Origin of the sequence: Pseudomonas sp. NBRC 111130 (genome assembly GCF_001320485.1) — a bacterium.
GTDB lineage: Bacteria > Pseudomonadota > Gammaproteobacteria > Pseudomonadales > Pseudomonadaceae > Aquipseudomonas > Aquipseudomonas vlassakiae.
In genome coordinates, this window is sequence record NZ_BCBG01000010.1 from 58,744 (window position 1) to 83,317 (window position 24,574).

Sequence of the window (24,574 nt, forward strand, 5' to 3'; positions counted from 1 at the left end):
CGGAGTATGGCACCGGCTTTGCCGGTGTTCGCGGGCATGCCCGCTCCCACAGGGTTCACATCAGGTCTGAGGTGCCACCAGCCGATACCCCACCCCCGCTTCGGTAATGATAAAGCGTGGCGCCGTCGGGTCATCGCCGAGCTTCTGCCGCAAATGCCCCACCACGATCCGCAGGTAATGGGTGTCGTCGACATGGGTCGGCCCCCAGATGTCCTTGAGCAATTGCTGCTGGGTAATCACCCGGCCCGGATGCCCGGCCAGTTGCGCCAGCAGGGCATACTCCTTGCGCGTCAGCGCGATCTCCACTCCCTCCAGGGTCACTTTGCGAAAGGCGAAATCCACCACCAGCGGCCCGAAGATTGCCATCACTTCGCTACCACCGGACTGCGGCACCTGACGCAACAACGCGCGCACCCGGGCCAGGAATTCCTGAATGCCGAAAGGCTTGGTCACGTAGTCATTGGCGCCGCCATCCAGCGCGTCGACCTTCTGCACCTCACTGGCCCGCACCGACAGCACCAGCACCGGCACCGCGCTCCACTCGCGCAACTCGCGCAGCACCTGCTGGCCGTCCATGTCGGGCAGGCCCAGGTCGAGCACCACCAGGTCGGGCTTGGCCAGCGCGGCCTGGGCCAGGCCTTCGCTGCCGGTGGCGGCTTCGATCACCTTGTAGCCTTGGGAACTGAGGCTGATGCGCAGGAACTTGCGGATCTGTGGTTCATCGTCGATGACCAACAGGGTGGCGGACTGGCTCATGGGGTTTCGCTTTCGGCTTCTGGTTGCTGGGGCAGCGGCAAGCATAGAGTGATGCAGGTGCCGTGGCCATCGATGCCTTCACCGACCAGGATCTGCCCGCCGTGAGCACCGATCATGCCCTGGCAGATCGCCAGCCCCAGGCCGGTGCCCTGCCCGCCGCGATCGCCGCGGGCAGCGGTGTAGAACATATCGAAGATCTTTTCGCGTTCGGCCAGCGGGATGCCGGGGCCTTGGTCGCTGACGGCAAAGTGCAGCTGCTCGTCGTGCACCGAAACCTGCAGCTCCAGGCGGCCTTGCGCAGGCGAGAAGCGTGCGGCGTTTTCCAGCACATTGATCAGCGCCTGCTCGATCAACGCGGCGTGCACGAACAGCAACGGCAGCTCGCCGGGCACCTCGGTGTGCACGTGCAACGGTGCCAGCACTGCGCGCAGCCGGTTGAGGGCACTGCCGACAATGTCGGCCGGCGCCACCCAGTCGCGGGCAAGCTTGAGACCGCCGTGGCCGAGGCGGGTCATGTCGAGCAGGTTCTGGATGTAACGGTCCAGGCGTTCGGCCTCGTTGCGCGTGCCTTCGAGCAGCTCGCGGCGATCTTCGACGGGGATCGCCTCACCCAGCGCCAGCAGGCTGTCGATACTGCCGCGCATGGCCGTCAGCGGGGTGCGCAGGTCGTGGGACACCGAGGCGAGCAAGGCACTGCGCAGCTGTTCGGTTTCGCCGTGCAGGCGGGCGGCTTCAAGCTGTTCGGCCAGCCTGGCACGGGCCAGGGCCTGGGCCAGGGGTTGGCCGAGGGCCATCAGCAGGCGCCGACGCTGGGCACTCAACGGCTCGCCGGAACGCGGCCGCACACCGAGCAGCGCCAGGGGCTGATCGTCAACCGCCAGCGGCCACCACCACCAGCGCCCGTTGGGCAAGGTATCACTGCCGTGGCCAGCGGCCTGGCCATGCTGCCAGGCCCACTCGGCGGCGGCACGCTCGGTGTCGCTCAAGGCCTGGGCTTCGCCGCTCGCCAGGTGCAGCAGCCCTTCGCTGTTGCGCTCCAGCAGGCACACCTGCACATCCTTCCAGCCATTGAGGTGGCGACCGGCAGCGTTGAACACCGCCTGGCGGTCGGTGGCCACGGTCAGTCGACGCGACAGGTCGAGCAGCTGGTTGGTCTGCGCCTGGGTTTCGCGCAGGGCCTGCAACTGGCTGCGCTGGCGGGCCGCGAGGTTGCCGGTGAGGGCTGCCATGAGCAGGAAGAACACTAGCGTCAGCACGTCTTCCTCGCGCTGGATGCTGAACGAGAAGTTCGGCGGAATGAACAGGAAGTCATAGGTCAGGAATGACAGCGCCGCGCAGGCCAGCGCCGGCCCCAGGCTGCTGCGCACGGCCACCAGCAGCACGGCGGCGAGGAACACCAGCGAGATGTTGGGCAACGCCAATACGCTCGACACGCCCCAGGCCAGGCCGGCTGCCAGCGCCGTGGCCACCAGCGCCAGCAGGTAGTGGCGCCAGACCCAAACCCGGCTGACCGCCGCGCGCGCCGGCCGTGCCTGGCTGTCGCGGTCAAGCACGTTGATCTCCAGGCCGTGGCTTTCCCGCAGCAGTCGGGTGGCGACGCCGGCGCCGAACAGGCGCCTGCGCAGGCGGTCACGGGATTGCCCGACCAGCACCAGGCTGGCGCGACGCTCGGCGGCGTGCTGAATCAAGGTCCGCGCCACTTCGCCGGCACGCAGCAACACCACCTCGCCGCCCAGGCGCTCGGCCAGTTGCTGGGCCGCCTGCAGGCGCTGGCGGGCGGCTTCGTCGCGCAGCCTGCCGTTGTCGACGTGCACTAGGCTCCACGGCAGGTGGCGGCGCTGGGCAACACGGCTGGCGTGGCGCACCAGGCGCTCGGCCTGCTCATCGCCATCGACGCCCACCAGCAGGCGCCCACGCAAGGCCGGCGCCGCTTCGCCGCGCAGGCGATAACCATGGGCAAGGTCGGCGTCGACCTGGGCGGCGGCGGTCTGCATGGCCAGCTCGCGCAGGGCGGTGAGGTTGGTTTGCGAGAAATAGGCGTCGATGGCGGCGCGTGCCTGCTCCGGCACGTACACCTTGCCCTCGCGCAGGCGTTCGAGCAGTTCGCGTGGCGGCAGGTCGATCAGCACCAGTTCGAAGGCTTCCTGCAGCACCCAGTCAGGCAGGGTTTCACGCACCTGTACGCCGGTAATGCCGCGGACTTTGTCATTGAGGCTTTCCAGGTGCTGGACATTGACCGTGGTGTACACGTCGATACCGGCGGCGAGCAGTTCCTGCACGTCCTGCCAGCGCTTGGCGTGGCGGCTGCCGGGGGCGTTGGTGTGGGCCAGTTCGTCGACCAGGGCCAAGGTCGGGGCAGCCTTGAGCAGGCCGTCCAGGTCCATTTCCTCGAGGGTGACGCCACGGTATTCGCTGCGCAGCAGGGGTTGCTGGAGCAGGCCGCCGAGCAGCGCTTCGGTTTCGCTGCGGCCGTGGGTTTCGACTACCCCGGCCAACACTTGCACGCCCTGGCGTTGCTGGGCGTGGGCGGCCTGGAGCATGGCGAAGGTCTTGCCCACGCCGGGGGCGGCGCCGAGGAAGACCTTGAGCCGGCCGCGACCGCTGTGTGGGAGGGTGGCCAACAGCGCGTCTGCGCGGGTGGAGTCACTCATGTTTCATCCTTCAGAATCTGCGCTATTGCGTATTACCTGGGCCTGCTCTGCAGGCCTTCGCGGGCTTGCCCGCGAAGGGCCGCAGCGCGGCCCGGTCAAAGATGTTCCAGTGCCTGGTTCAGGGCCAGCACATTGACCACCGGTGGCCCGATCAATGGGTGGAGGGTGGCCTCTTCCAGCAAGGCTTGCAAGCGCTCTACCGGCACCTGCCGCGCTGCCGCTACCCGAGGAATCTGGTAGGCCACGGCTTGCGGTGGCAAGTGCGGGTCCAGACCGCTGCCCGAGGTGGTCAGCAACGCCTGCGGCACCGGCCCCAGCTGCGCCTGGTACAGCACCGCCGCATCGCCCTTGACCCGTTCGGCCAGCGCCGGGTTGCTCGGTGCCAGGTTGCTCGCGCCACTGGCGACGGTGGCAAAGGCACCGGCCGAAGGCCTTGAATGGAACCAGCCATCACCCTGGAAATCCTGGGCGATCAAAGCCGAACCCCGCACCTGCCCGTGCTCATCGCGCACCAGGCTGCCATTGGCCTGCTCGGGGAACGCCAGTTGCGCAACCCCGGTCACCGCCAGCGGGTAAAGGGCGCCGGTGACCACGGTCATCAGCAGGATCAGGCTCAGCGCCGGGCGTACGTAACGATTCATGATGGCCTCCTCAGACCAGGTGCAGGGCGGTGAGCAGCAGGTCGATCAGCTTGATCCCGGCAAACGGCACCAGGATGCCGCCCAGCCCATAGATCAGCAGGTTGCGCCGCAGCAGGTGCGCCGCGCTCGCCGCCTGCACGCGCACGCCGCGCAGGGCCAGCGGGATGAGCGCGATGATGATCAGCGCGTTGAACACGATCGCCGAGAGGATCGCACTCTGCGGGCTGGCCAGGTGCATCAGGTTGAGCACGCCAAGCTGCGGGTAGATGGCGGCGAACAGCGCCGGCAGGATGGCGAAGTACTTGGCTACGTCGTTGGCGATGGAGAAGGTGGTCAGCGCACCGCGGGTCACCAGCAGTTCCTTGCCCACCTGTACCACGTCCAGCAGCTTGGTCGGGTCGCTGTCTAGGTCGACCATGTTGGCCGCCTCGCGCGCGGCCTGGGTGCCATCGTTCATGGCCATGCCGACGTCGGCCTGGGCCAGCGCCGGGGCGTCGTTGGCGCCGTCGCCGCACATCGCCACCAGGCGGCCATCGTTCTGCTCCTGGCGGATACGTGCCAGCTTCTTCTCCGGCGTGGCTTCGGCGAGCACGTCGTCCACCCCGGCCTCGGCCGCGATGGCGGCGGCGGTCAGCGGGTTGTCACCGGTCACCATCACGGTGCGGATGCCCAGCTTGCGCAGTTCGGCGAAACGTTCGCGGATGCCCGGCTTGACCACGTCCTTGAGGTGGATCACGCCGAGCAGGCGTTTGTCCAGGCACACCAGCAGCGGGGTGCCACCGCTCTGGGCGATGCGCTCCACTTCACGGGCCAGGGCGGCAGGCAAGTCCAGGCGCTGCATGCCGACGAAGGCCAACACGGCATCGACGGCACCCTTGCGGTAGCGGCGCTGCTGGAAGTCGATGCCCGACAGGCGGGTTTCGGCACTGAAGGCGATGGCCTGGTACTGCCCGGCTGACGGTTCGACGAAGTCGTGCAACTGGCGCAGGTACTCGACGATCGACTTGCCTTCGGCCGTGTCGTCGGCCAGTGAAGCAAGCAAGGCCCCCTCCCCCAGTTCCTTGGCGGTCACGCCCGGGGCCGCATGCAGGGCGCTGCAGCGGCGGTTGCCGAAGGTAATGGTGCCGGTCTTGTCGAGCATCAACGTGTGCACGTCGCCGGCCGCCTCGACCGCGCGGCCGGAGCGGGCGATCACATTCAGGCGCACCAGGCGGTCCATGCCGGCGATGCCGATGGCCGAGAGCAGGCCGCCGATGGTGGTGGGGATCAGCGTCACCAGCAGCGCAGCGAGGAAGATCAGCGGCAGGCTGCCTCCAGCAAAGTGGGCGAACGGCTGCAGGGTCACCACCACGATCAGGAAGATCAGGGTCAGGCCGATCAGCAGGATGTCGAGGGCGATTTCGTTGGGGGTCTTCTGCCGTTTGGCGCCTTCGACCAGGGCAATCATGCGGTCCAGGGTCGACTCGCCAGGGTTGCTGGTGATGCGGATCAGCAGCCAGTCCGAGACCAGCCGGGTGTTGCCGGTCACGGCCGAGCGGTCGCCGCCGGATTCGCGGATGACCGGTGCGGATTCGCCGGTGATGGCCGCTTCGTTGACCGCCGCGATGCCTTCGAGTACCTCGCCGTCGCCAGGGATCATCTCGCCAGCCACCACCCGCACCACATCGTCCTTGCGCAGCGCCGTGGCGGCGACGCTTTCGAAACTGCCATCGCGCTTGCGGCGCTGTGCCGTCAGCCCCTGGCTACCCGCCTTGAGGCTGTCGGCGCGGGCTTTGCCACGGCCTTCGGCAAGGGCTTCGGCGAAGTTGGCGAACAGCACGGTGAACCACAGCCACAGGGCAATCTGCGCGGCGACGCCGCTGCTGACACCATTGTCAGGCGCGAAACACAATGCGGTGGTGAGGATGGCGGTCAGGGCGACCACCAACATCACCGGTGCCCGCTTCAGCTGGCGCGGGTCGAGTTTGACGAAGGCCTGCACCAGCGCCGGGCGCCACAGGGCCGCGAAACGGGTCTGATCCTTGGCGCTGTGTGAGGCTTTCACTTCAGGAATGGGCATGTTCATGGATGATTCCTCAGAAACCCAGGCTCAGTTGTTCGGCGATCGGCCCGAGGGCCAGGGTCGGCAGGAAGGTCAGGCCACCGACCAGCAGGATGGTCACCAGCAACAGGCAGGCGAACAGCGGGCCGTGGGTGGGGAAACTGTTGCTGCTCTGCGGCGCGCTCTTCTTCGCCGCCAGGCTGCCGGCCAGGGCCAGGATCGGCAGGATGTAGCCGAAGCGGCCGATCAGCATGGCCAGGCCGATCATCACGTTGTGGAACACCGTGTTGGCACCAAACCCGGCGAACGCCGAGCCGTTGTTGGCAGTGGCCGAGGTATAGGCGTAAAGCAGCTGGCTGAAGCCATGGGCGCCTGGGTTGCTGACCGCGCTGGCAGGCCCTGGCAGGCTGGCGGCGATGGCGGCGAGCACCAGCACGCCGACCGGCATCACCAGCAAGGTAGCCACCAGCAGTTGCACTTCCCGCGCCTGCAGTTTCTTGCCCAGGTATTCTGGCGTCCGGCCGATCATCAACCCGGCCAGGAACACAGCGATCAGCACGAACAGCAGCATGCCGTAGAGCCCGGCACCGACACCGCCGAAGATCACTTCACCGACCATCATGTTGACCATCGCGACCATGCCGGTCAGCGGGTTGAGGCTGTCGTGCATGGCGTTGACCGAGCCATTGGAGGCCGCCGTGGTGGTCACCGTCCACAACACCGAGCCGGTGGTGCCGAAACGGCTTTCCTTGCCCTCCATGGGCGCGCTCTGCTGCACCTGGGCGCTCTCCAGCGCCGGGTTCGGCTGGTATTCCGACCACAGCGCCGTGGCGCCGCCAAGCAGGAACAGGCCAAGCATGCAGGCGATGATGGCGCGGCTCTGGCGCAGGTCCTTGACGTAGTGGCCGAAGGTGAACACCAGCGCCACCGGGATCAGGATGATCGAGGCTACCTCGAACAGGTTGCTCCAGGCCGTAGGGTTTTCGAATGGGTGTGCCGAGTTGACGCCGAAGAAGCCACCGCCATTGGTGCCCAGCTGCTTGATGGCGATCTGGCTGGCGGCCGGGCCCAATGGGATGGTCTGGTCAGCGCCTTGCAGGGTCACGGCGTGGGCATAGTCGGCGAAGGTCTGCGGCACGCCCTGCCACACCAACAGCAGCGCCAGCAGCAGGCACAGCGGCAGCAGGCCGTAGAGAGTGGCGCGGGTCATGTCGACCCAGAAGTTGCCCAGGTGGGTGGCGGAGCGCCGGGCGATGCCCCGGCACAGCGCAACCAGCACGGCCAGGCCAGTGGCGGCACTGACGAAGTTCTGCACGGTCAGGCCGAGCATCTGGCTCAGGTAGCTGACCGAAGCCTCACCGCTGTAGGCCTGCCAGTTGGTGTTGGTGACGAAGCTCGCCGCCGTGTTGAATGCCAGCGACCATTCCTGGCCGGGCAGGTGCTGCGGGTTGAGTGGCAGGTAGCCCTGCAGCAGGAGCACGCTGAAAAGCAGCAGGAAACCTGCCAGGTTGAAGGCCAGCAGGGCCAGGGTGTACTGCTTCCAGTTCTGCTCTTGATCGGCGCGCACGCCGGCCAGGCGGTAACAGCCACGCTCCACAGGCCCAAGCACGGGGGTCAGCCAGGTGCGCTGCCCTTCCATGACCTTGTAATAAAAGCGCCCGAGCCAGGGTGCCGGCAACAGCACGATGGCGAAGAAGGCCAACAGCAAAAGGTAATCGTAACTGTGCATGGCCACTCCCTAGCTGCGATCGGCGCGCAGCAGCGCTACCAGCAGGTAAACCGCCAAGGCCACTGCCAGCAGCAGTGACAACCCGTCGAGCATGTACATGAGTGAGACTCCCCCGTGGTGCGGCCTGGGCCGCTTTGAGGGAATTGTCCGAGGGAGGGGTGTAAAGGGGCGAGATCGGGGGGTGGGGATGGCAATAAAGAATGCGTAAAAATCAAAGTACAGGGTTTTCTGTGCCGGCCTCTTCGCGGGCTAGCCCGCTCCCACAGGGTTCGCGTAACCCTGGTGGGGGCATGCCTGCGAAGAGGCCCGTACAGGTTATTGCGGGGCTTGCGCCGAGTTACGGCTCCAGTCCAGCAGCAGGCTGTAGCCGACCGCCAGCAGGGTCGGCCCGATGAACAGGCCGATGAAGCCAAAGGCGATCAACCCGCCGAATACGCCGAGCAACACGATCACCAGCGGCAAGTTGCCGCCGCGGCTGATGAGGTACGGTTTGAGCACGTTGTCCACGCCGCTGATGACAAAGGTGCCCCAGATCCCCAGGAACACGGCCATGCCGTACTCGCCCTTCCACACCAGCCAGCCGGTCGCCGGGATCCAGGCCAGCGGTGGCCCCATCGGGATCAGGCTGAGCATGAAGGTTACCAGCCCCAGCACGATCGCCCCGGGTACCCCGGCGATCAGGAAGCCGATCAGTGCCAGCAGGGCTTGGGCCGCCGCCGTGCCGATCACGCCGTTGACCACCCGTTGCACAGTACCTGCCACCAGTTCCAGGTAGTAATCGGCCCGCTCGCCCACCAGCCGGTTCAGCAGCCGCAGCACGAAGGCCGACAGGCGTGGCCCGTCGCGGTAGAAGAAGAACACGAATACCAGGCTCAGGGTCAGCTCCAGCACACCGCTGCCGATCTGCGCACTGCGAGCCAGCAACCAGTTGCCGACCTGCCCCAGATACGGCTTGACTGACGCCAGCAAGGCCGCGCCCTGTTGATCGAGGGATTGCCACCAATTGGCCAGGCGTTCGCCGACCAAGGGAATACCTCCGAGCCAGTCAGGTGCATCGGGCAGGCCATCGACCTGCACGTCACGCACAAAAGCGGTGGCGTCGCGGATGTGGTCGGCCAGGTTGAAGCCCAGCCACACCAGCGGCAAGGCCACGATCAGGATCCAGGCCGTGGTCAACAGGCTGGCGGCCAGGGTTTCACGCCCGCCCAGCACACGCGTCAACAAGCGCATCAGGGGCCAGCTGGCGAAGGCCAGGATGGCGCCCCACAGCAACGCGGATATGAACGGCGCCATGACCCACAGGGCAGCGCCCAGCAGGGTCAGCAGCAAAATCTGGATCAGCAGGCGGTCATTGTTGGCCATGGCGGCGCTCACTCAACGGATCAGTTCCAGGTGCAGGCCGTCGGTGGCTGCGTTGCCGAGTTCGAGCCGGCCATCTCGCACGCCAGCCTTGACCAGTTGCTCGCGCCACGCCTCGGCCTGGGCGCCACTCAGGCTTGCCCGCAAGGTGCTGTCGAGGTTCAGGCTGCGCGCCAGCAAGGTCACCCAGCCTGCCTGTGGCGCGGCCAGGTCTGGGTAGTCAAGCTTGCCGGTGTCGCGCATTTCACGCAGCACCGTGGCGGCCGTGGGCAGTATCTCGCCCAGCGGGCTGCTGGCGACGAATTCTTCCACATGCAGGTAGGCACGGCGGTTGCCACGGGTGACGCTGTACAGCGCCACCAGGGTGTCGGCCTCTTCGGCAGAGCGACGCAGCAGGATGAACGCCTGCTGTTCGTCGCCGCCGTTCAGCCGCGCATTGGCGAACACGTCGTTGGCCCACAGGCTGCCTTCGCCGCAATCGCGGCCCTGGCACCAGAACAACGGATAACCGCCATCGTGCTGCAGCGCTTCACGGGCGCTGGTGAAGGCTTCGCGGGCGCTACGCTCGACCGGCAGTTCATAGGTGACCGAGCTGACCTGGCCACGGCTTTCGATCTTGTCTTCGACGCGCAGGCGGCCACTGATCTTGCGCAGCGGGCCCATGGGGTAGACGCGCTCCTGCTCCACGGCCGGGCGCTGGTCGACCACCTTGGCGTCCACGGGTACAGGCAGGCTGCCGGCCCACAGCAAGGGGCTGGCCAGTGCAAGGCAGGCGGCAACGGCGGCACGGATGGAAACGGGCGCGCTCATCGGCGAACCAGAGGGCGCAGCGCGCCGGGTTGAAGCTCCAGGATGTCTGGCAGTTGCATGGTTGTCTCCCTGTTCAACCCGCCAAGCCTCGACACTTGTCCGGTGCAAGTCAAGTAAAGCCAAAGAAGCGATTGAAACAGTCTGCGACAAGGGCCGCGCCCTGTTCGTCGTTCAGGTGCAGGTGATGCCCACCGGGCAACACAGTCTGCTCAAAGGGTAGCTGCTCCAGCAGTTCGGTGTGGCGCACCAGCATGCCGTCGGCCGCCACCACCAGGCTCGCCGGGCAGCTCACCCGTCGCACGTAGGCCATGGCCTGGGCCTGGCTCAGGCGCACGGGCGATGGCAAGGTCAGGCGACTGTCGCTGCGCCAGCTGTAACCACCGGGCACTGGCATCAGGCCGCGCTGGGCCAGCCGCTCGGCAGCATCGCGGCTGACCGCAACCATGCCTTTCATACGCGCCTGCACGCCCTCCTCCAGGGTCGGGTAAACCGACTTGCGCTTGCCATCGAGGCGCAGCTGGGCCTGCAGGGCCATGCCCAGGCGCTCGGCGGCATCCTGCTCGGCGCCGGTCGGGGGAATGACACCGTCGATCAATGCCAGGTGGCTGACCCGATCGGGCAAGGCACCGGCCAGCTGCACCGAGATGATCGCGCCCAACGAATGCCCGAGCAGGGCAAACCGTTGCCAGCCCAGCTGTTCGGCCACCCGCAACACATCGTGCGCGTAATCGGCCAAGGCGTAACCCGCGCCCAACGGGCGGTGCTCGGAATAGCCGTGCCCGGCCAGGTCGAGGGCAACGATGCGCAGCCCCTTCAACTGCGGGGCCAGGCGGGAGAAGCTGTTGGCGTTGTCCAGCCAGCCGTGCAGAGCGATCACCGGCAGCCCATCGGCCGGGCCAAACAGGTGCGCAGCCAGCTCGATATGGCCCAGGCTCAGGCGGATTTCCTCGACCTGCGCGCTCATGCCTGGCTCCAGCGGTCGAACAGGCCCTTGATCAGGCTGGCCGTGTCGGTCGGCCGTTCCAGCGGGAACATATGCCCGCCCGGCACACTGTGGTATTCGCCCCGAGCCATGCCGCGCACCGCCAGTGCATGGTGCCGGCGGATGACATTGCTGCGTTCGCCGCGCACCATCGCCAAGGGTACCTGCAACTGGCGCGCAGGCGCCGGGCTGGCGTGCGGGATGCTGCGGTAGATGCTGATCTCGGTGGCCGGGTCGAAGCGCAGGCGCAAGCCCTGCTCGGCCGGCTGCAGGCCATGCTCGAGGTAGGCCTCCAGGCAATCGGGGTCGAAGTGACGGAACAGCGATTTGCTGGCGAAGTAGTCACGTGCACTGTCACGGTCGGTGAAGGCTTCACGCCGCCCGAGGGTCCGGCCAGCGGGGGTGATGCGGTCGATGAAGCCAAAGCGCTTGGCGGTACGCAGCAGCCACTGGTCAGCTCGGGTCAATACCGGCGAGTCGAGCATCACCACGCCGCGGTACAGTTCAGGCCGGCGCAAGGCGGCGTGCAGGTGCAGCACGCCGCCCAGCGAATGGCCGACACCCCACACCGGCGCCGCCTGCTGCGCCAGGTGGTGCAGCAGTTCGTCAACCAGGTTCTGCCAGTTGTCGTTGACCGGAAATCGCGGGTCATGGGCATGTTGGGCCAGGTGACTGACCTGATAATCCGGCGCCAGGGCGGCGAACAGCTTGCCGTAGGTGGCCGAGGGAAAACCGTTGGCATGGGCGAAGAAGATCTGCTGCGACATGGCGCCTGGTCCGGACGGGATGATGGCCCATTGTCGGCATCGCACCGGTTCTCGGCAACGTCTGTATATGTCATCGCCAAGGGCAATCAGGTCATGCCGACTCGTCGAAACTCGCCAGCGAGCGGCGCAGACAGGCTTGCATGTAGGCGATCTGGCTTTCCAACGCCTCACGGGCCAGGCGTTGGTCATGGACATCCAGTTGCAGCCGGCGCAAGGCCAGGCAGCTGGTTTGCAGCAACTGGGACATGCGCATGCACGACTGTTGCAGTTCAAGCAGATCCTGTTCGAGTACCAGGTTGTCTTGAGCAGGGGGCACTGTCTGGCTACGGATTTTGCCCCGCAGGTTCCGGAGCTTGGCGTCGGCGGCCTCGCGCAACACGGCGTGCCGGGCGAAATCGAGTGGTTTGCCACGCTGTACGGCTTCAATCGTGGGTTGCAGATCCAGAGAGCGCAGAAGCTCGTGCATCAAACCACTCATCCAACGCGCTCCCTGCCCTGTCACCTGTTCAACAATCTGGTGCCAAGCATCCGCCGGCGGCACATGGCTGGCAACTGGCAAAAATGCCAGTTGCTTTCGCTCACTCAGGGCAATTGAGGGCGAGCAATGTCATCAGCCCTGCCAGCGGCCAGTCGCCTTCCAGTTCCGCCAGGCTGGCAGTGCTCATGGGCGCCGGCTGCTGCAGGTGGCCATGCTCGAGCATGCCCACCAGCGAACCTACCAATGGCTGGTGGCTGACCAGCAACACATGCTCCAGGCCCAGGCGCTCGATCTCGCCGATCACCAGCCGCACCTCGCTGTCAGGTGTCAGCCACGGCACGGTGCGCACGGCTTCAGCGAAGCCCAGGGTGTCATGCACCAAGGCCGCTGTCTGTTGTGCCCTGACATATGGGCTGGCAATGATCGCCTGCAACGGTTGGCCAAGCAGCCGGGCTGCACTGTGCAGTACCTGCTCGCGGCCATGGCCGGTCAGGCGCCGCTCGGCATCGGTATTGGCGCGTGGCTCGGCCTCACCGTGGCGCAGCACCCACAGCTTCACAGCTTGGGCTCCTCGTCACGCACCGGGTGCGGCGCCGGGGCCACGACGTGGGGCGCCTCGCCTTCCGGGGCACGTGCAGTCGGCCAATCGGCGAACGGCCAAGGCTTCTGGTCAGTGTGGAAGGTCCCGAAGCGGCCGATCTGCGCCAGGTACTGGCTAAGGCTGTCACCGAAGTTCATCAGGCTGGCGCTCGGTGCGCCATAGACCAGGCGGTAGATCAGCTGCACCAGTACCAGGCCGCCGAGCAGCAGCTCGGCCAGTTGCCAAACCACCAGGAACACCAGCATCCACAGCACCCGCAGGATGATCGACTCGCGCTGGGCGCGTTCGGGGGTATCGTTCATGTGCTGCTCCTTGGCTTAATTGAAACCACTGATGGAAATGAAATCGACGTCGGTCTTTGGTTCGGCGCGCATCAGGTGCTCGATCACCTGGTTCAGCGTGCGCCCCTCGAAGAGGATGGCGTGCAGGCCGGCCACCAGCGGCATGTAGACCTGCACCTCCTGGGCCTTGGCCTTGAGCACCTTGAGCGTATTGACCCCTTCGGCCACCTCGCCCAGGCGGCTGACGGCCTGCTCCAGGCTAAGGCCCTGGCCCAGGGCGTGACCGACCTGGTAGTTGCGGCTCTTGGGCGAGGAGCAGGTGACGATCAGGTCACCGACACCGGCCAGGCCAAGGAAAGTCATGGGGTTGGCGCCCTGGCTCACGGCGAAGCGGGTCATCTCGGCCAGGGCGCGGGTGATGAGCATGCTCTTGGTGTTTTCACCCATCCCCAAGGCCACGGCCATGCCAGCGATGATCGCGTAGACGTTCTTCAGCGCACCACCCAGCTCGACACCGAAGCGATCACTGCTGGCGTAGACCCTGAAGGTGCGCCCATGCAACACGGCCTGCACCTGCTGGCACAACTGCTCGTCTTCACTGGCGACCACGGTTGCGGTCAGGGCGTGTTCGGCGATCTCGCGGGCCAGGTTGGGGCCGGAAAGCACGCCGATGCGGGCCTCGGGGGCGATTTCCTCGAGGATCTGGCTCATCAGCTTGAAGCTCTGCGCCTCGATGCCTTTGGTCAGGCTGACCAGGTATTTGCCGCGCAGCAGCTCGGCATGGGGCGCCAGCACACTGCGCAGGGCACTCGACGGCAGCGCGACGAAGATCAGGTCGCTGGTTTGCAAGGTGGCCAGCAGGTCGTTGACCGGTTCGACACCGTCCTGCAGGCGGATACCCTTGAGGTAGCGCGGGTTCTCGCGGTTGACCCGCATCGCCTCGGCCTGCTCGGGGTCGCGCATCCATTGGCGCACCGGCACGCCATTTTCGGCCAACAGGTTCGCCACGGCGGTGCCGAAGCTGCCGCCTCCCAGAACTGCAACAGGTTGCTGTTCAGTCATAATCAATCCGTTAAAGCCATTAAGTTAGTGGCGACCTGAACATTATACGGGTCGCCTGCTACAGAACCAGTGGTGGGTCGAGAGGTGCCTGCCTTGAGTCTTTCAGCGCCTGTGAGATCGAGCGCCGCCCGCGCGGCGCATCGCGGGCAAGCCCGCTCCCACATCTGTTTCGGGCCAGTTACTCCTGTCCCGCCAACAGGATCCGCCTTGGTGCATGACAATAGATCAATGAAAAGCAGTAGTGCCCCCCACCATATCGAGAGGAACGAACAGGGCGGTCCCTGTTGGCCTCACAGGAGAGATTGGCCCGAAACAGATGTGGGAGCGGGCTTGCCCGCGATGCGCCGCGCGGGCGGCGCTCGATCTCACAGGCGCAGGAACCCTCAAGGCATGCACTCCTACAAGCGCTAAAACCCTCAAGTCATGCCCCCCCACCGCAAACACCATCCCAAGCCGGTATATCCTCGCAGCCCACTGGCAAAACCCTCCCGGTCAGTTACCATGCCTGTTTCAATCCTGAGACAAGGCAGTCCTGTGTTCCCCGGCCCGCCCCCTTACCCTCGCCTGCTGTTGCTGACTGCCTTGCTCGGCGGCTCGGCCATGGCCGATGACTTGTTCATCGACAACACCGACCTGCCGCAGGTTCTGACCGCCACGCGGCTGAAACAATCCCCTGCTGCGGTACCGGGCAGCATGACCGTGCTCGACAACGAGCTGATCCGCGCCAGCGGCGCCCGCGATATTCCCGAACTGCTGCGCCTGGTGCCGGGCATGATGGTCGGCTATGGCGCCGGCAACCAGCCGACCGTCAATTACCACGGCAGCAACGTCAACGATGCGCGACGCATGCAGGTACTGATCGACGGCCGCTCGGTGTACCGGGCCGGCCTGGCCACGGTGGACTGGAGCGACATCCCGGTCGCCATCGAGGACATCGAGCGCATCGAGGTGTTCCGCGGCCCCAACACCGTCAGCTACGGCGCCAACGCATTGATGGCGGTGGTGAACATCCTTACCCGCAACCCGGCCGACAGCCACGGCACGCGGATGAAACTGACCCGCGGCCAGGATGGCATCAACGACTATTACCTCAGCCATGGTTTCGGCTGGGACGGCGGCGACCTGCGCCTGTCCGTGTCCGGCCAGCAGGACGATGGCTTCGACGAGAACCAGTTCGGCCAGGATTACCGCGACAGCCGCCGCCTGAACCGCTTCAACCTCAGTGTCAGCCACGTTCTTGCGCCAGACCAGACCCTGGAGTGGCAACTGGCAGCCAAGGAAGGCAGCAACCAGCGGCCGTACACCTATCAGCCAGTCTTTCCCTACGTCACCCAGACCGGCAACAACGCCGACGTCAACGCCAAGGACTATGCCGGCTCGGTACGCTGGAACATCGACTTCAACCCCGAGCACAGCCTGTATGTGCAGGGCTCTGCCCAACAATTCGACCGCCAGCAGGTCTGGCGCGCCTGCGACGCGGCGCTGTCGTTCAGCCCCGAGCTGACCCGCTTGTGGCAGATGAACCCCGACTTCGCCGAAAAGGTCGCCCGCGGGGCGAACAACCCACCAAGCAGCAGCAACCCCGAAGAACAGGCGCTGGTCGATGCGATCAAGGACCAGTGGAACAACCAGGGCGGCAAGAATGTGGTCTGCGGCGATGTCGACCAGAGCACCCGTGAGACCCGGTACGACCTGGAAGTCCAGGACACGCTCAGCCTGACCGACAGCCTGCGCCTGCTGAGCGGCATGAACTACCGCTATGATCGCGCCGATTCGCAGACCTACTTCAACGGCAGTATCGACGACCAGACCTGGCGCCTGTTCGGCCAGTTGGAATGGCGCGCCGACGAGCACTGGATTGTTCAGGGCGGCGCGATGTTCGAGAACTCGCAACTGTCCGGCAGCTCGCTGACTCCGCGCATGGCGGTCAACTACCTGATCACCCCGCGCCACGGCCTGCGTGCGGTGTACTCCGAAGCCGTGCGTTCGCCAGACATGTTCGAGAACAACGTCAACTGGAGCTACACGGTCAAGAACCTCAGCCCGGCCGCTTTCGGCCAGCGCAACGCCGAATACTTCGTCAAGACCCGCGGCCCGGGAGACCTCGAACAGGAACGCATGCGCTCGCGCGAGCTGGGCTATAACGGCTACTTCAGCGACTTCGACCTGAACATGGATGTGAAGCTGTTCTACGACGAGATCACCGGAATGATCAGCGAACCCCTGAAGAACAACCAGTACATCGCCAGCAATGCCAACAAGGCCCGCTTCAGCGGTAGCGAGGCGCAACTTGACTGGCGCCTGGCTCCGCGTGACCGCCTGCGCCTGACCTATGCCTATGTCGATGCCTGGGCCAGCAACCCTGCCGACCGTCGCCTCAGCGCACGCAACAGTGGCTCGGCCGGGTGGATGCGCGAATGGGGCGAGGGTTGGTCAAGCGCACTGTTCTATTACGGCGACGACGCCCTCAACCAGTATCGCTATGAACGCATCGACCTGCGCGTGGCCAAGCGCTTCCGCATCCAGGGCAGCACCCTGGAGCTGGCCGCACTGTGGCAGCAACGCCTTGACGACCAGCCCACCACGGTGGAACAGAACCGTTATGACAGCCGCCACCGCCTGAGCGTCAGCGCGGAGCTGGAGTTCTGATGGCCCGGCTGCTGCGCCTGCTGCTGTTCTGCCTGTGGCCACTGGGTACGCTGTCCGCCAGCGAAATCCTGCTGGTCGGCAGCGAAGAGCAGCCCGGCGTGCGCAGCTTCGTCGAAGCCTTGCAAGGCCGCCGCGGCCACGACCAGGTGCGTTTCCAGAGCACCGCCGCGTTGCCCCGCCCCGCTCAGCTCAAGGCTGACGTGCGCCTGGTGCTGCTCGACGCCAGCGCGCTGGACTGGCGCCTGAGCGAAAGCAGCGGGCCGCCTGCGCTGGCCATGCGTATCAGCCGGGTACAGGCTGAACAACGCCTGGGAAAGTCGCGCCCTGCTTACCTGACCCTGCTGTGGAGCGACCCGCCGCTGGCGCGGCAACTGCGCCTGGCCCGCTACCTGTTGCCACAGGCCCAGCGCATCGGCGTACTGTACGGTGAGCACAGCCACTTCCTGCTTGACGAGCTACGCCAGGCGGCGCGCCCACTGGGCCTTGAGATCGTCGCCCAGGACTGGCCAGACCAGCGCGACAGCCGGCCCTTGCAACATCTGCTGGCCAACAGCGACGTACTGTTAGGCCTCGATGACCCCGACCTGTACAACTCCAAGACCGCGAAGAACCTGTTGCTCAGCAGCTACGGCCGGCAGATGGCACTGATCGGCCCGAACGCCGGCTTCGTTCGCGCCGGCGCCCTGGCCAGTACCTACAGCGACCAGGACGACTGGCTGGCCGTGCTCGACCAGTTGCTCGACCAGCCGCCAGCACGTTGGCCACGCAGCCTGTATCCGGCACGCTATGGGGTCAGCGGCAACCAGCAGGTAGCGCGTGCCCTGGGCCTTGAACCGATCGATCCGAACGCCACTGCCAAGGCCCTGGCCGAAGGAGAACCCACCCCATGAGCAAACGCCTCAGCTGGGATATCCACACCCGCACCCAGATCATCAGCCTAGGCCCGGCACTGCTGCTGACCCTGCTGTTGATCAGTTTTTTCACCTTCGTGAGGATCCAGGATCTGCGCCAGGAGCTGAACCACACCGGGCAGCTGATTGCCAACCAACTGGCCCCGGCATCCGAATACGGCGTCATCTCCGGTAACAATGAAGTCCTCGAAGGCCTGATGCGCGCCACCCTGAGCATCCCGCACGTGCGCTTCCTCGAGGTGCAGGACAGCCGTAACCACATCCTGGTGTACGTCGAGCAGCAGGACGAGAGCAACAACCGGGCGCAGCAGGTGGAAGTGTTCCAGGCACCGATCCGCCTCCAGCAAATCCGCCTGGACAGCGACTTCCTGCAACAGGGCAAGGCGCCGACACCGGCCATCGGTGACGACTACCTGGGGCGGGTGATCGTCGGCATGTCGGACGATGCCTTCAGCCAGCGCCAACAGGAAATCGTGATCAAGGCCGGCATTCTCGCGCTGTTCGCCCTGCTGTTCACCTTTCTCCTCGCTCGCCGCCTGGCCATGAGCCTGGCCAAGCCGATCAGTGACATGGGCCATGCGGTCAAGGCCATCCAGCAGGGCGAATACAACGCTCCGCTGCCGGTCGTCGATGACAGCGAACTCGGCCACCTGGCGCGCCATATCAACAACCTCGCCAACGCCCTGGAGCAGGCCAGCGCCGAGCAGAAACGGGCCATCGCCCAGCTGATCCAGGCGCGCGAGGAAGCCGAGCAGGCCAACGGCGCCAAGTCGGAGTTCCTGGCAATGATGAGCCATGAACTGCGCACCCCCATGAACGGCGTGCTGGGAATGCTGCAACTGCTGGAGACCACCCAGCTGACCAGCGAGCAGGCCGACTACACCGCCGTGGCCAGCGAGTCCACCGGGCACCTGCTGAAGGTCATCAATGACATCCTCGATTTCTCGCGGATCGAACGCACTGCGCTGGAACTGGAACACATCGCGTTCAACCTGGGTGAGCTGATCACCAGCAGCGTGCAGTCGTTCCAGCACAGCGCACAGCAGCGCGGCCTGGAACTGCGCCTGCAACTGCCGGCCGACGGCGCACAGCCACACGTGATCGGCGACCCTACGCGCATCCGCCAGATCCTCCTCAACCTGATCGGCAACGCCTTGAAGTTCACCGAGCGCGGCCAGGTCCAGGTCGAAGCGCGCTGGCAGTTGCTGGATCGGCAATCACTGTGGTTCACCTGCAGCGTGCGTGACACCGGCATCGGCATCGACAGCGAACGCCTGGAAATGATGTTCGTTGCCTTCCAGCAGGCCGACAGTTCGATTTCTCGGCGCTATGGCGGCACCGGCCTGGGCCTGTCGATCGCCCGCACCCTGGCCGAACGCATGGGCGGCAAGCTGCGCGGTGAAAGCCGCGAGGGGTTGGGTTCGACCTTTACCCTGGAAATGCCGCTGCCGCTGGCCAGCAGCGTGCCGGAAACGCTGCCCGGCAACTCGGCGGCCAGCGCGCCACTTCAGGTCGGCAAGCGCATCCTGTTGGTGGAGGACAATCCGGTCAATCAGAGCGTCATCGAAGCCATGTTGCGCAGCCTGGGGATGGAGGTCAGCGTGGCCCACGACGGGCTTCAAGCGGTGGAGCTGGTCAACCAGCAGCCGTTCGCCGCCGTGCTGATGGATTGCCGCCTGCCGCAGCTGGATGGCTACGAAGCGACGCGGCGTATCCGCCTGTTGCCTGCTTGCGCGCAGTTACCGATCATCGCCTTGACCGCCAATGCCCTGCAGGGTGACCGCGAGCGCTGCATGGCCGCCGGCATGAATGATTACCTGAGCAAACCGTTCCGCCGCACCGAGTTGCAGCGGGTATTGCAGCGCTGGCTGCCTGGACGGACAGCTGCAACTGGCGATGCGACTGGCGATAAATGCTAAATTGCGGCAGTCTTAAGTACTGGACAGGACCTTGTTCGGACCTGAAAATAGCGTTTCAGTGCACACCTGTACTTCTTTCACCAGGTGCGCTGTGACTTTCACCACAACGCAATAGTCTACCTGTAGGCTGCCGTCCCAGAAGCAGAAGGGTCGGCCGGGAAGATTCATCCCCTGCCACAGGGGGTTATTGAGGAGCTCGCATGACCAAACAACACGCCTTTACTCGGGAAGACCTGCTGCGCTGCAGTCGCGGTGAGCTGTTCGGCCCAGGTAATGCGCAACTGCCCGCGCCGAACATGCTGATGGTCGATCGCATCACCCACATCAGCGAAGAAGGCGGCAAGTACGGCAAAGGTGAATTGGTCGCCGAGCTGGATATCAACCCGGACCTGTGGTTCTTCGCCTGCCACTTCGAAGGCGACCCGGTGATGCCGGGCTGCCTGGGCCTTGACGCCATGTGGCAGCTGGTCGGTTTCTTCCTCGGCTGGCAGGGCCTGCCGGGCCGTGGCCGTGCGCTGGGTTCGGGCGAAGTGAAGTTCTTCGGCCAGGTGCTGCCTGCCGCCAAGAAAGTCACCTACAACATCCACATCAAGCGCGTCCTGAAGGGCAAGCTGAACATGGCCATCGCCGATGGTTCGGTCAGCGTCGATGGCCGCGAGATCTACACCGCCGAGGCCCTGCGGGTCGGCGTGTTCACCTCCACTGACAATTTCTAAGGGTTATTCGCATGCGCCGCGTCGTTATCACTGGTCTGGGCATCGTATCGTGCCTGGGCAATGACAAAGCTACCGTCACCGAAAACCTGCGCAACAGCCGTCCGGGTATCCGTTACAACCCGGAATACAAGGAAATGGGGCTGCGTAGCCAGGTTTCCGGTTCCATCGACCTCAACCTCGAAGAACTGATCGACCGCAAGGTCTACCGCTTCGTCGGCCACGCCGCTGCCTACGCCTACCTGGCGATGCAGGACGCGATCAAGGACGCCGGCCTGACCGAAGAGCAGATTTCCAACCCGCGTACCGGCCTGGTAGCCGGCTCGGGCGGCGCCTCGACCCTGAACCAGATGGAAGCGCTGGATACCCTGCGCGAAAAAGGCGTCAAGCGTGTCGGTCCGTATCGCGTCACCCGGACCATGGGCAGCACCGTTTCGGCGTGCCTGGCGACCCCGTTCAAGATCAAGGGTATCAACTACTCGATCTCGTCGGCCTGTGCCACTTCCGCACACTGCATCGGCACCGCCCTGGAGCAGATCCAGTGGGGCAAGCAGGACATCGTCTTCGCCGGCGGCGGTGAAGAAGAGCACTGGAGCCAGTCGTTCCTGTTCGATGCCATGGGCGCCCTGTCGACCAAGCGCAACGAAACCCCGGAACTGGCATCGCGCGCCTACGACGCCGACCGTGACGGCTTCGTCATCGCTGGCGGCGGCGGCATGGTAGTGGTCGAGGAACTGGAGCACGCCCTGGCCCGTGGCGCCAAGATCTACGCGGAAATCGTCGGCTATGGCGCCACTTCCGACGGCTACGACATGGTTGCACCAAGCGGCGAAGGCGCCATCCGCTGCATGCAGCAGGCGCTGTCCACCGTCGACACCCCGATCGACTACCTGAACACCCACGGCACCTCGACCCCGGTCGGTGACGTGGCAGAAATGAAGGGTGTTCGTGAAGTGTTCGGCGACAAGGCGCCGAAGATCAGCTCGACCAAGAGCCTGTCGGGCCACTCGCTGGGTGCCGCAGGTGTACACGAGGCGATCTACTGCCTGCTGATGATGGAAAACAACTTCATCGCCGGCTCCGCCAACATCGACGAGCTGGACCCTGAAGTCGCGGACCTGCCGATCGTGCGCAAGACCGAAGACGCCAAGCTCACCACCGTGATGAGCAACAGCTTCGGCTTCGGTGGCACCAACGCCACCCTGGTGCTCAAGCGCTGGGAAGGCAAGTAAGACGCTGCTGCAACACGTTAAACGCCCCGACTGGTTCGGGGCGTTTTCATTTGAGTAGTCTACGCGGGCAGCAATTTCGCAGCTGCCAAGGCTTGCGCGCCCCCTGTGGGAGCGGGTTCACCCGCGATGAGGGCCGTACAGGCAACTACTGCTTCCCCTTGGGCAATACCGCCAGGAAGTTATCCCGAGCCACCTTGCTGGCCACGTCTTCAGGCAACGCATCCAGGAACGGCCTGAAGCCATGCATCTGCTCGCCAAGGCTGCCAAACCGCCCCACCACATCCGACCCCAGCATGAACCGGTCCGGATAGCGCTCGACCAGCGCCACCCACTCCTGGCGCGGTACGCCCTGCTCGTCCAGCAGATAGGGTTCCAGCACACTCCACGACAAGTCCACATACAAATTCGCATAGTCCGCCAGCAATCGCGTCAACACAGGCAAGAGAAAGTCCATCCGGGTCTGATGCCGATGGATCTCCGCACTGCTACCCGCATGCGCCCAGATGAAGCGGGTATGCGGATGATTACGCAAGGGCTCTTCGAGTTCGGCCAGGTACAGCGGATTGCGCTCGCGCTTGGAGGTGATGTTCGAATGCAGCAACACCGGCATATCGCGTTCGGCCGCCAGGTGATAGATACGGGTCATCGCTTCATTGTTGGCGCGCGGTGTATCGCCACTGGTCAGCGCGGTCAGGTCGTCATGCCGGGTGAACACCTCACCGATCCCCTGCCACAACCCCGGGTTCAGTTCGAGCATGCGCTCGATATGGCTGACGGCATTCTTGTCCACCGGGTTGAAACCGGTCAGAAACGGATGGAAACGCTTTCGCTGTTCGACCGGTAGTTTTTCCAGCGCCGCAGCCACATAGGTATCGGTCGCGCTGTACCAATAAGCATCGGCGTCGTCGCCCGCGTAATAGCGTGGTCGCTTTGGCTCATCTTCGTGCCATTTCTTGGCCACCGGAATGCCGGATATCATCGAATGCTCGACACCGGCATCATCCATGGCCTTGATCAGCGCCGACATGCCCTCGGTCTCCTGGAAGAAGTCCACATAGTGCAGATGGGCATCGCTGTAGCGATATTCACGGGCCTGGGCCGCCTGGCACAGCCAGCCTGACAACAGCATGCAGGCCAGCGCTCTGGCAATCATGGGCAACCTCCTTATCCGGGCATCAGCAGGGTAGACCGGATAGCCAGCGCAACGGTTCAGCATTGCTCGGCAAACCGCTATGCTTGGGGCAATTCCACCTCGCCCGGAGCCCGCCATGAGCAGCCCCCTGATCATCCGCCCACGCACCGAATCGGTCGAGGGCCAGCCGATCCTGCGCCCGCTGCCCTCGGCCCAATGCCGCAGCGTCGGCCCCTTCGTGTTCTTCGACCATATGCTCGAAACCGACTATGCGCCGGGCCATGGCATGGATATCCGCCAGCACCCGCATATTGGCCTTTCTACCCTCACCTACCTGTTCGAAGGCGCGATCCTGCACAAGGACAGCCTGGGCTCGGAGCAGCGCGTGCTGCCTGGAGACGTAAGCTGGATGACCGCCGGCAAAGGGGTGGCGCATGTCGAGCGCACGCCTGCGGACGCCCTGGCCCATGGCTCACGCTTGCACGGGCTGCAGGTGTGGCTGGCCGCGCCAAAGGCGCTGGAACAGGGCGAGCCGAGCTACAGCCACCATCCGGCGGCGAGCCTGCCGGTCAGCGACAACCTGGGCGTGCGCATCTGCATGATTGCCGGCAGCGGGTTCTGCCTGAAATCACCAGTGCCGGTGCTCTCCCCTACCCTTTATGCGCATGTGCAGATGCAGCCGGCTACCACGCTGGTGGTGCCTGACGAACATGCACAACGTGCGCTGTATCTGCTCGACGGCGAGCTGTTCATGGACGGTGAACAGGTCGAGGCCTGTAGCCTGGTCGTGCTGCCGGAGGGCGAAGAGGTGACGTTGTATGCCGAGGAGGAATGCCAGCTGGTGCTGATTGGCGGGGAGCGGTTGGATGGGCCACGGCGGATGAACTGGAATTTTGTGGCCAGTGATGGGGAGCTGATCGAGCGGGCCAGGGCCAAATGGGCTGTCGGGGATTGGCCGACGGTGCCTGGGGAAACTTCAAGAATCGAGTTGCCGCGATAATCTGGGGCTGCTTTGCAGCCCTTTCGCGACACAAGGCCGCTCCTACAGGGGGACTGCGCAATTCTGTAGGAGCGGCCTTGTGTCGCGAAAGGGCCGCATAGCGGCCCCCTGCAGTATCAGCGCTGGAACACTTCGCTGAGCAGGTTGTGCATCGAGCGGAACGCCCGCTCCGAAGTGCGACGGTCGTACTGCATCTTGCCCGGGACATTGGCGTTCGGATCGGTGAACGAATGCACCGCGCCGCCGTAGCTCAGCAGCTGCCAGTCCACCTTCGCGGCGTTCATTTCGTCTTCGAACGCCGGCAGTTGCTCCTTCGGCACCAGCGGGTCGGAAGCACCGTGCAGTACCAGCACCGAACCCTTGATACGCTTGGCATCTTCCGGGTTCGGGGTGTCCAGTGTGCCATGGAACGACACCGCCGCTTTCAGGTCGGCCCCGGTACGGGCCAGCTCCAGGGCACAGCAGCCACCGAAGCAGAAGCCGAAGGTGGCCACCTTGCCCGGCTCCAGCAGGGCCTTGGATTGGCCCAGCAGTTGCGCCAGGGCTTCCTGCATGCGCTTGCGCAGCTCGCCACGGTCATTCTTCAGCGGCATCATCGCCGCCCCTGCCTCATCGGCATTGGACGGCCGGACCGACTGCCCATACAGGTCGGCAATCAGCACCACATAACCCTTCTCGGCCACTTCCTTGGCGATACGTTCCGCGCCTTCGCCGATGCCCATCCAGTTCGGCGCCATCACCAGGCCCGGGCGACCCCGTGCACCTGGCTCGTAGACCAGGCGGCTTTCATAGGTCTTGCCGGACAGGTGATAGACCAGCGATTCGACGATTACCTTGCTCATCAAGCACTCCTTAGGCAC

At 65.0% G+C, this 24,574-nt stretch carries 22 protein-coding genes; 6 read left to right on the top strand and 16 right to left on the bottom strand.

Annotated elements, in window-relative coordinates; genetic code table 11:
- Positions 1-60: 60 nt before the first annotated feature.
- The 14 genes from APH33_RS04660 to APH33_RS04720 form a co-directional block, all read right to left on the bottom strand.
- Positions 61-756: a response regulator gene (locus tag APH33_RS04660; protein ID WP_054884029.1), complete on the bottom strand. Its 696-nt coding sequence runs from the start codon at positions 754-756 to the stop codon at positions 61-63.
- Positions 753-3,407, bottom strand: a complete 2,655-nt coding sequence (locus APH33_RS04665) for a sensor histidine kinase KdpD (protein WP_054884030.1) — start codon at positions 3,405-3,407, stop codon at positions 753-755. The genes APH33_RS04660 and APH33_RS04665 overlap by 4 nt, the downstream gene beginning before the upstream one ends.
- A 95-nt stretch (positions 3,408-3,502) precedes the next feature.
- Positions 3,503-4,048, bottom strand: coding sequence for a potassium-transporting ATPase subunit KdpC (gene kdpC / locus APH33_RS04670; RefSeq protein WP_054884031.1), 546 nt, complete (start codon positions 4,046-4,048; stop codon positions 3,503-3,505).
- Positions 4,049-4,058: 10 nt separating this feature from the next.
- Entirely contained in the window at positions 4,059-6,113 is a 2,055-nt protein-coding gene (gene kdpB, locus APH33_RS04675; RefSeq protein WP_054884032.1) for a potassium-transporting ATPase subunit KdpB, read from the bottom strand.
- A 10-nt stretch (positions 6,114-6,123) separates the two neighbouring features.
- Entirely contained in the window at positions 6,124-7,818 is a 1,695-nt protein-coding gene (gene kdpA, locus APH33_RS04680) for a potassium-transporting ATPase subunit KdpA (protein WP_054884033.1), read from the bottom strand.
- Between the two features lie 9 nt (positions 7,819-7,827).
- Positions 7,828-7,917, bottom strand: a complete 90-nt coding sequence (gene kdpF / locus APH33_RS26330) for a K(+)-transporting ATPase subunit F (protein ID WP_033696222.1) — start codon at positions 7,915-7,917, stop codon at positions 7,828-7,830.
- 216 nt (positions 7,918-8,133) lie between these two features.
- A complete protein-coding gene (locus APH33_RS04685) occupies positions 8,134-9,180 on the bottom strand; it encodes an AI-2E family transporter (protein ID WP_054884192.1) in 1,047 nt (348 codons plus the stop codon).
- A 12-nt stretch (positions 9,181-9,192) separates the two neighbouring features.
- Entirely contained in the window at positions 9,193-9,987 is a 795-nt protein-coding gene (locus APH33_RS04690) for a DUF4892 domain-containing protein (protein ID WP_054884034.1), read from the bottom strand.
- Between the two features lie 109 nt (positions 9,988-10,096).
- Positions 10,097-10,951, bottom strand: coding sequence for an alpha/beta hydrolase (locus tag APH33_RS04695; RefSeq protein ID WP_054884035.1), 855 nt, complete (start codon positions 10,949-10,951; stop codon positions 10,097-10,099).
- Positions 10,948-11,736, bottom strand: a complete 789-nt coding sequence (locus APH33_RS04700) for an alpha/beta fold hydrolase (RefSeq protein WP_054884036.1) — start codon at positions 11,734-11,736, stop codon at positions 10,948-10,950. Before APH33_RS04700 ends, APH33_RS04695 begins: the two co-directional genes overlap by 4 nt.
- 91 nt (positions 11,737-11,827) lie before the next feature.
- Entirely contained in the window at positions 11,828-12,202 is a 375-nt protein-coding gene (locus tag APH33_RS04705; protein WP_054884193.1) for a hypothetical protein, read from the bottom strand.
- 112 nt (positions 12,203-12,314) lie between these two features.
- Entirely contained in the window at positions 12,315-12,773 is a 459-nt protein-coding gene (gene sixA, locus APH33_RS04710; RefSeq protein ID WP_054884037.1) for a phosphohistidine phosphatase SixA, read from the bottom strand.
- Positions 12,770-13,117, bottom strand: coding sequence for a DUF4389 domain-containing protein (locus APH33_RS04715; protein WP_054884038.1), 348 nt, complete (start codon positions 13,115-13,117; stop codon positions 12,770-12,772). Before APH33_RS04715 ends, sixA begins: the two co-directional genes overlap by 4 nt.
- Before the next feature lie 15 nt (positions 13,118-13,132).
- Positions 13,133-14,158: an NAD(P)H-dependent glycerol-3-phosphate dehydrogenase gene (locus APH33_RS04720; protein WP_054884039.1), complete on the bottom strand. Its 1,026-nt coding sequence runs from the start codon at positions 14,156-14,158 to the stop codon at positions 13,133-13,135.
- A gap of 501 nt (positions 14,159-14,659) precedes the next feature.
- Between APH33_RS04720 and APH33_RS04725 the strand changes: the two genes are divergently transcribed.
- From APH33_RS04725 to fabB, 5 genes are all read left to right on the top strand, one after another.
- Complete coding sequence (locus APH33_RS04725) at positions 14,660-16,807, top strand: TonB-dependent siderophore receptor (RefSeq protein ID WP_177332351.1); 2,148 nt, start codon at positions 14,660-14,662, stop codon at positions 16,805-16,807.
- Positions 16,807-17,697, top strand: a complete 891-nt coding sequence (locus tag APH33_RS04730) for a hypothetical protein (protein WP_054884041.1) — start codon at positions 16,807-16,809, stop codon at positions 17,695-17,697. The genes APH33_RS04725 and APH33_RS04730 overlap by 1 nt, the downstream gene beginning before the upstream one ends.
- The gene (locus tag APH33_RS04735) at positions 17,694-19,637 is read left to right on the top strand and encodes an ATP-binding protein (RefSeq protein WP_054884042.1); all 1,944 of its coding nucleotides are present in this window, start codon (positions 17,694-17,696) and stop codon (positions 19,635-19,637) included. The genes APH33_RS04730 and APH33_RS04735 overlap by 4 nt, the downstream gene beginning before the upstream one ends.
- Before the next feature lie 200 nt (positions 19,638-19,837).
- Positions 19,838-20,353 (top strand): 3-hydroxyacyl-[acyl-carrier-protein] dehydratase FabA, encoded by a 516-nt coding sequence (fabA, locus tag APH33_RS04740; RefSeq protein WP_054884043.1) that lies wholly within the window; start codon positions 19,838-19,840, stop codon positions 20,351-20,353.
- A gap of 11 nt (positions 20,354-20,364) precedes the next feature.
- On the top strand, positions 20,365-21,582 hold the full coding sequence (gene fabB / locus APH33_RS04745; protein ID WP_054884044.1) for a beta-ketoacyl-ACP synthase I: 1,218 nt from the start codon (positions 20,365-20,367) through the stop codon (positions 21,580-21,582).
- A 145-nt stretch (positions 21,583-21,727) separates the two neighbouring features.
- Here the strand turns inward: fabB and APH33_RS04750 are convergent, their stop codons facing one another.
- Complete coding sequence (locus APH33_RS04750) at positions 21,728-22,735, bottom strand: amidohydrolase family protein (protein ID WP_054884045.1); 1,008 nt, start codon at positions 22,733-22,735, stop codon at positions 21,728-21,730.
- Positions 22,736-22,850: 115 nt separating this feature from the next.
- Here APH33_RS04750 and APH33_RS04755 point away from each other — a divergent pair, with 115 nt between their 5' ends.
- Positions 22,851-23,714, top strand: a complete 864-nt coding sequence (locus APH33_RS04755; RefSeq protein WP_054884046.1) for a pirin family protein — start codon at positions 22,851-22,853, stop codon at positions 23,712-23,714.
- A gap of 116 nt (positions 23,715-23,830) precedes the next feature.
- On the opposite strand, the gene APH33_RS04760 is transcribed toward APH33_RS04755, so the two are convergent.
- Complete coding sequence (locus APH33_RS04760) at positions 23,831-24,556, bottom strand: dienelactone hydrolase family protein (RefSeq protein WP_054884047.1); 726 nt, start codon at positions 24,554-24,556, stop codon at positions 23,831-23,833.
- Positions 24,557-24,574: the final 18 nt, after the last annotated feature.

Excerpts from the sequence above, each read along its gene's own strand:
- APH33_RS04660 (WP_054884029.1), bottom strand. The coding sequence starts at position 756 with ATGAGCCAGTCCGCCACCCTGTTGGTCATCGACGATGAACCACAGATC.
- APH33_RS04700 (WP_054884036.1), bottom strand. The coding sequence starts at position 11,736 with ATGTCGCAGCAGATCTTCTTCGCCCATGCCAACGGTTTTCCCTCGGCC.
- APH33_RS04685 (WP_054884192.1), bottom strand. The coding sequence starts at position 9,180 with ATGGCCAACAATGACCGCCTGCTGATCCAGATTTTGCTGCTGACCCTG.
- APH33_RS04695 (WP_054884035.1), bottom strand. The coding sequence starts at position 10,951 with ATGAGCGCGCAGGTCGAGGAAATCCGCCTGAGCCTGGGCCATATCGAG.
- kdpC (WP_054884031.1), bottom strand. The coding sequence starts at position 4,048 with ATGAATCGTTACGTACGCCCGGCGCTGAGCCTGATCCTGCTGATGACC.
- APH33_RS04735 (WP_054884042.1), top strand. The coding sequence starts at position 17,694 with ATGAGCAAACGCCTCAGCTGGGATATCCACACCCGCACCCAGATCATC.
- APH33_RS04665 (WP_054884030.1), bottom strand. The coding sequence starts at position 3,407 with ATGAGTGACTCCACCCGCGCAGACGCGCTGTTGGCCACCCTCCCACAC.
- APH33_RS04705 (WP_054884193.1), bottom strand. The coding sequence starts at position 12,202 with ATGCACGAGCTTCTGCGCTCTCTGGATCTGCAACCCACGATTGAAGCC.
- kdpB (WP_054884032.1), bottom strand. The coding sequence starts at position 6,113 with ATGAACATGCCCATTCCTGAAGTGAAAGCCTCACACAGCGCCAAGGAT.
- kdpA (WP_054884033.1), bottom strand. The coding sequence starts at position 7,818 with ATGCACAGTTACGATTACCTTTTGCTGTTGGCCTTCTTCGCCATCGTG.
- APH33_RS04730 (WP_054884041.1), top strand. The coding sequence starts at position 16,807 with ATGGCCCGGCTGCTGCGCCTGCTGCTGTTCTGCCTGTGGCCACTGGGT.
- APH33_RS04720 (WP_054884039.1), bottom strand. The coding sequence starts at position 14,158 with ATGACTGAACAGCAACCTGTTGCAGTTCTGGGAGGCGGCAGCTTCGGC.
- APH33_RS04715 (WP_054884038.1), bottom strand. The coding sequence starts at position 13,117 with ATGAACGATACCCCCGAACGCGCCCAGCGCGAGTCGATCATCCTGCGG.
- fabB (WP_054884044.1), top strand. The coding sequence starts at position 20,365 with ATGCGCCGCGTCGTTATCACTGGTCTGGGCATCGTATCGTGCCTGGGC.
- APH33_RS04725 (WP_177332351.1), top strand. The coding sequence starts at position 14,660 with ATGCCTGTTTCAATCCTGAGACAAGGCAGTCCTGTGTTCCCCGGCCCG.
- APH33_RS04690 (WP_054884034.1), bottom strand. The coding sequence starts at position 9,987 with ATGAGCGCGCCCGTTTCCATCCGTGCCGCCGTTGCCGCCTGCCTTGCA.
- kdpF (WP_033696222.1), bottom strand. The coding sequence starts at position 7,917 with ATGTACATGCTCGACGGGTTGTCACTGCTGCTGGCAGTGGCCTTGGCG.
- APH33_RS04750 (WP_054884045.1), bottom strand. The coding sequence starts at position 22,735 with ATGATTGCCAGAGCGCTGGCCTGCATGCTGTTGTCAGGCTGGCTGTGC.
- APH33_RS04760 (WP_054884047.1), bottom strand. The coding sequence starts at position 24,556 with ATGAGCAAGGTAATCGTCGAATCGCTGGTCTATCACCTGTCCGGCAAG.
- APH33_RS04755 (WP_054884046.1), top strand. The coding sequence starts at position 22,851 with ATGAGCAGCCCCCTGATCATCCGCCCACGCACCGAATCGGTCGAGGGC.
- fabA (WP_054884043.1), top strand. The coding sequence starts at position 19,838 with ATGACCAAACAACACGCCTTTACTCGGGAAGACCTGCTGCGCTGCAGT.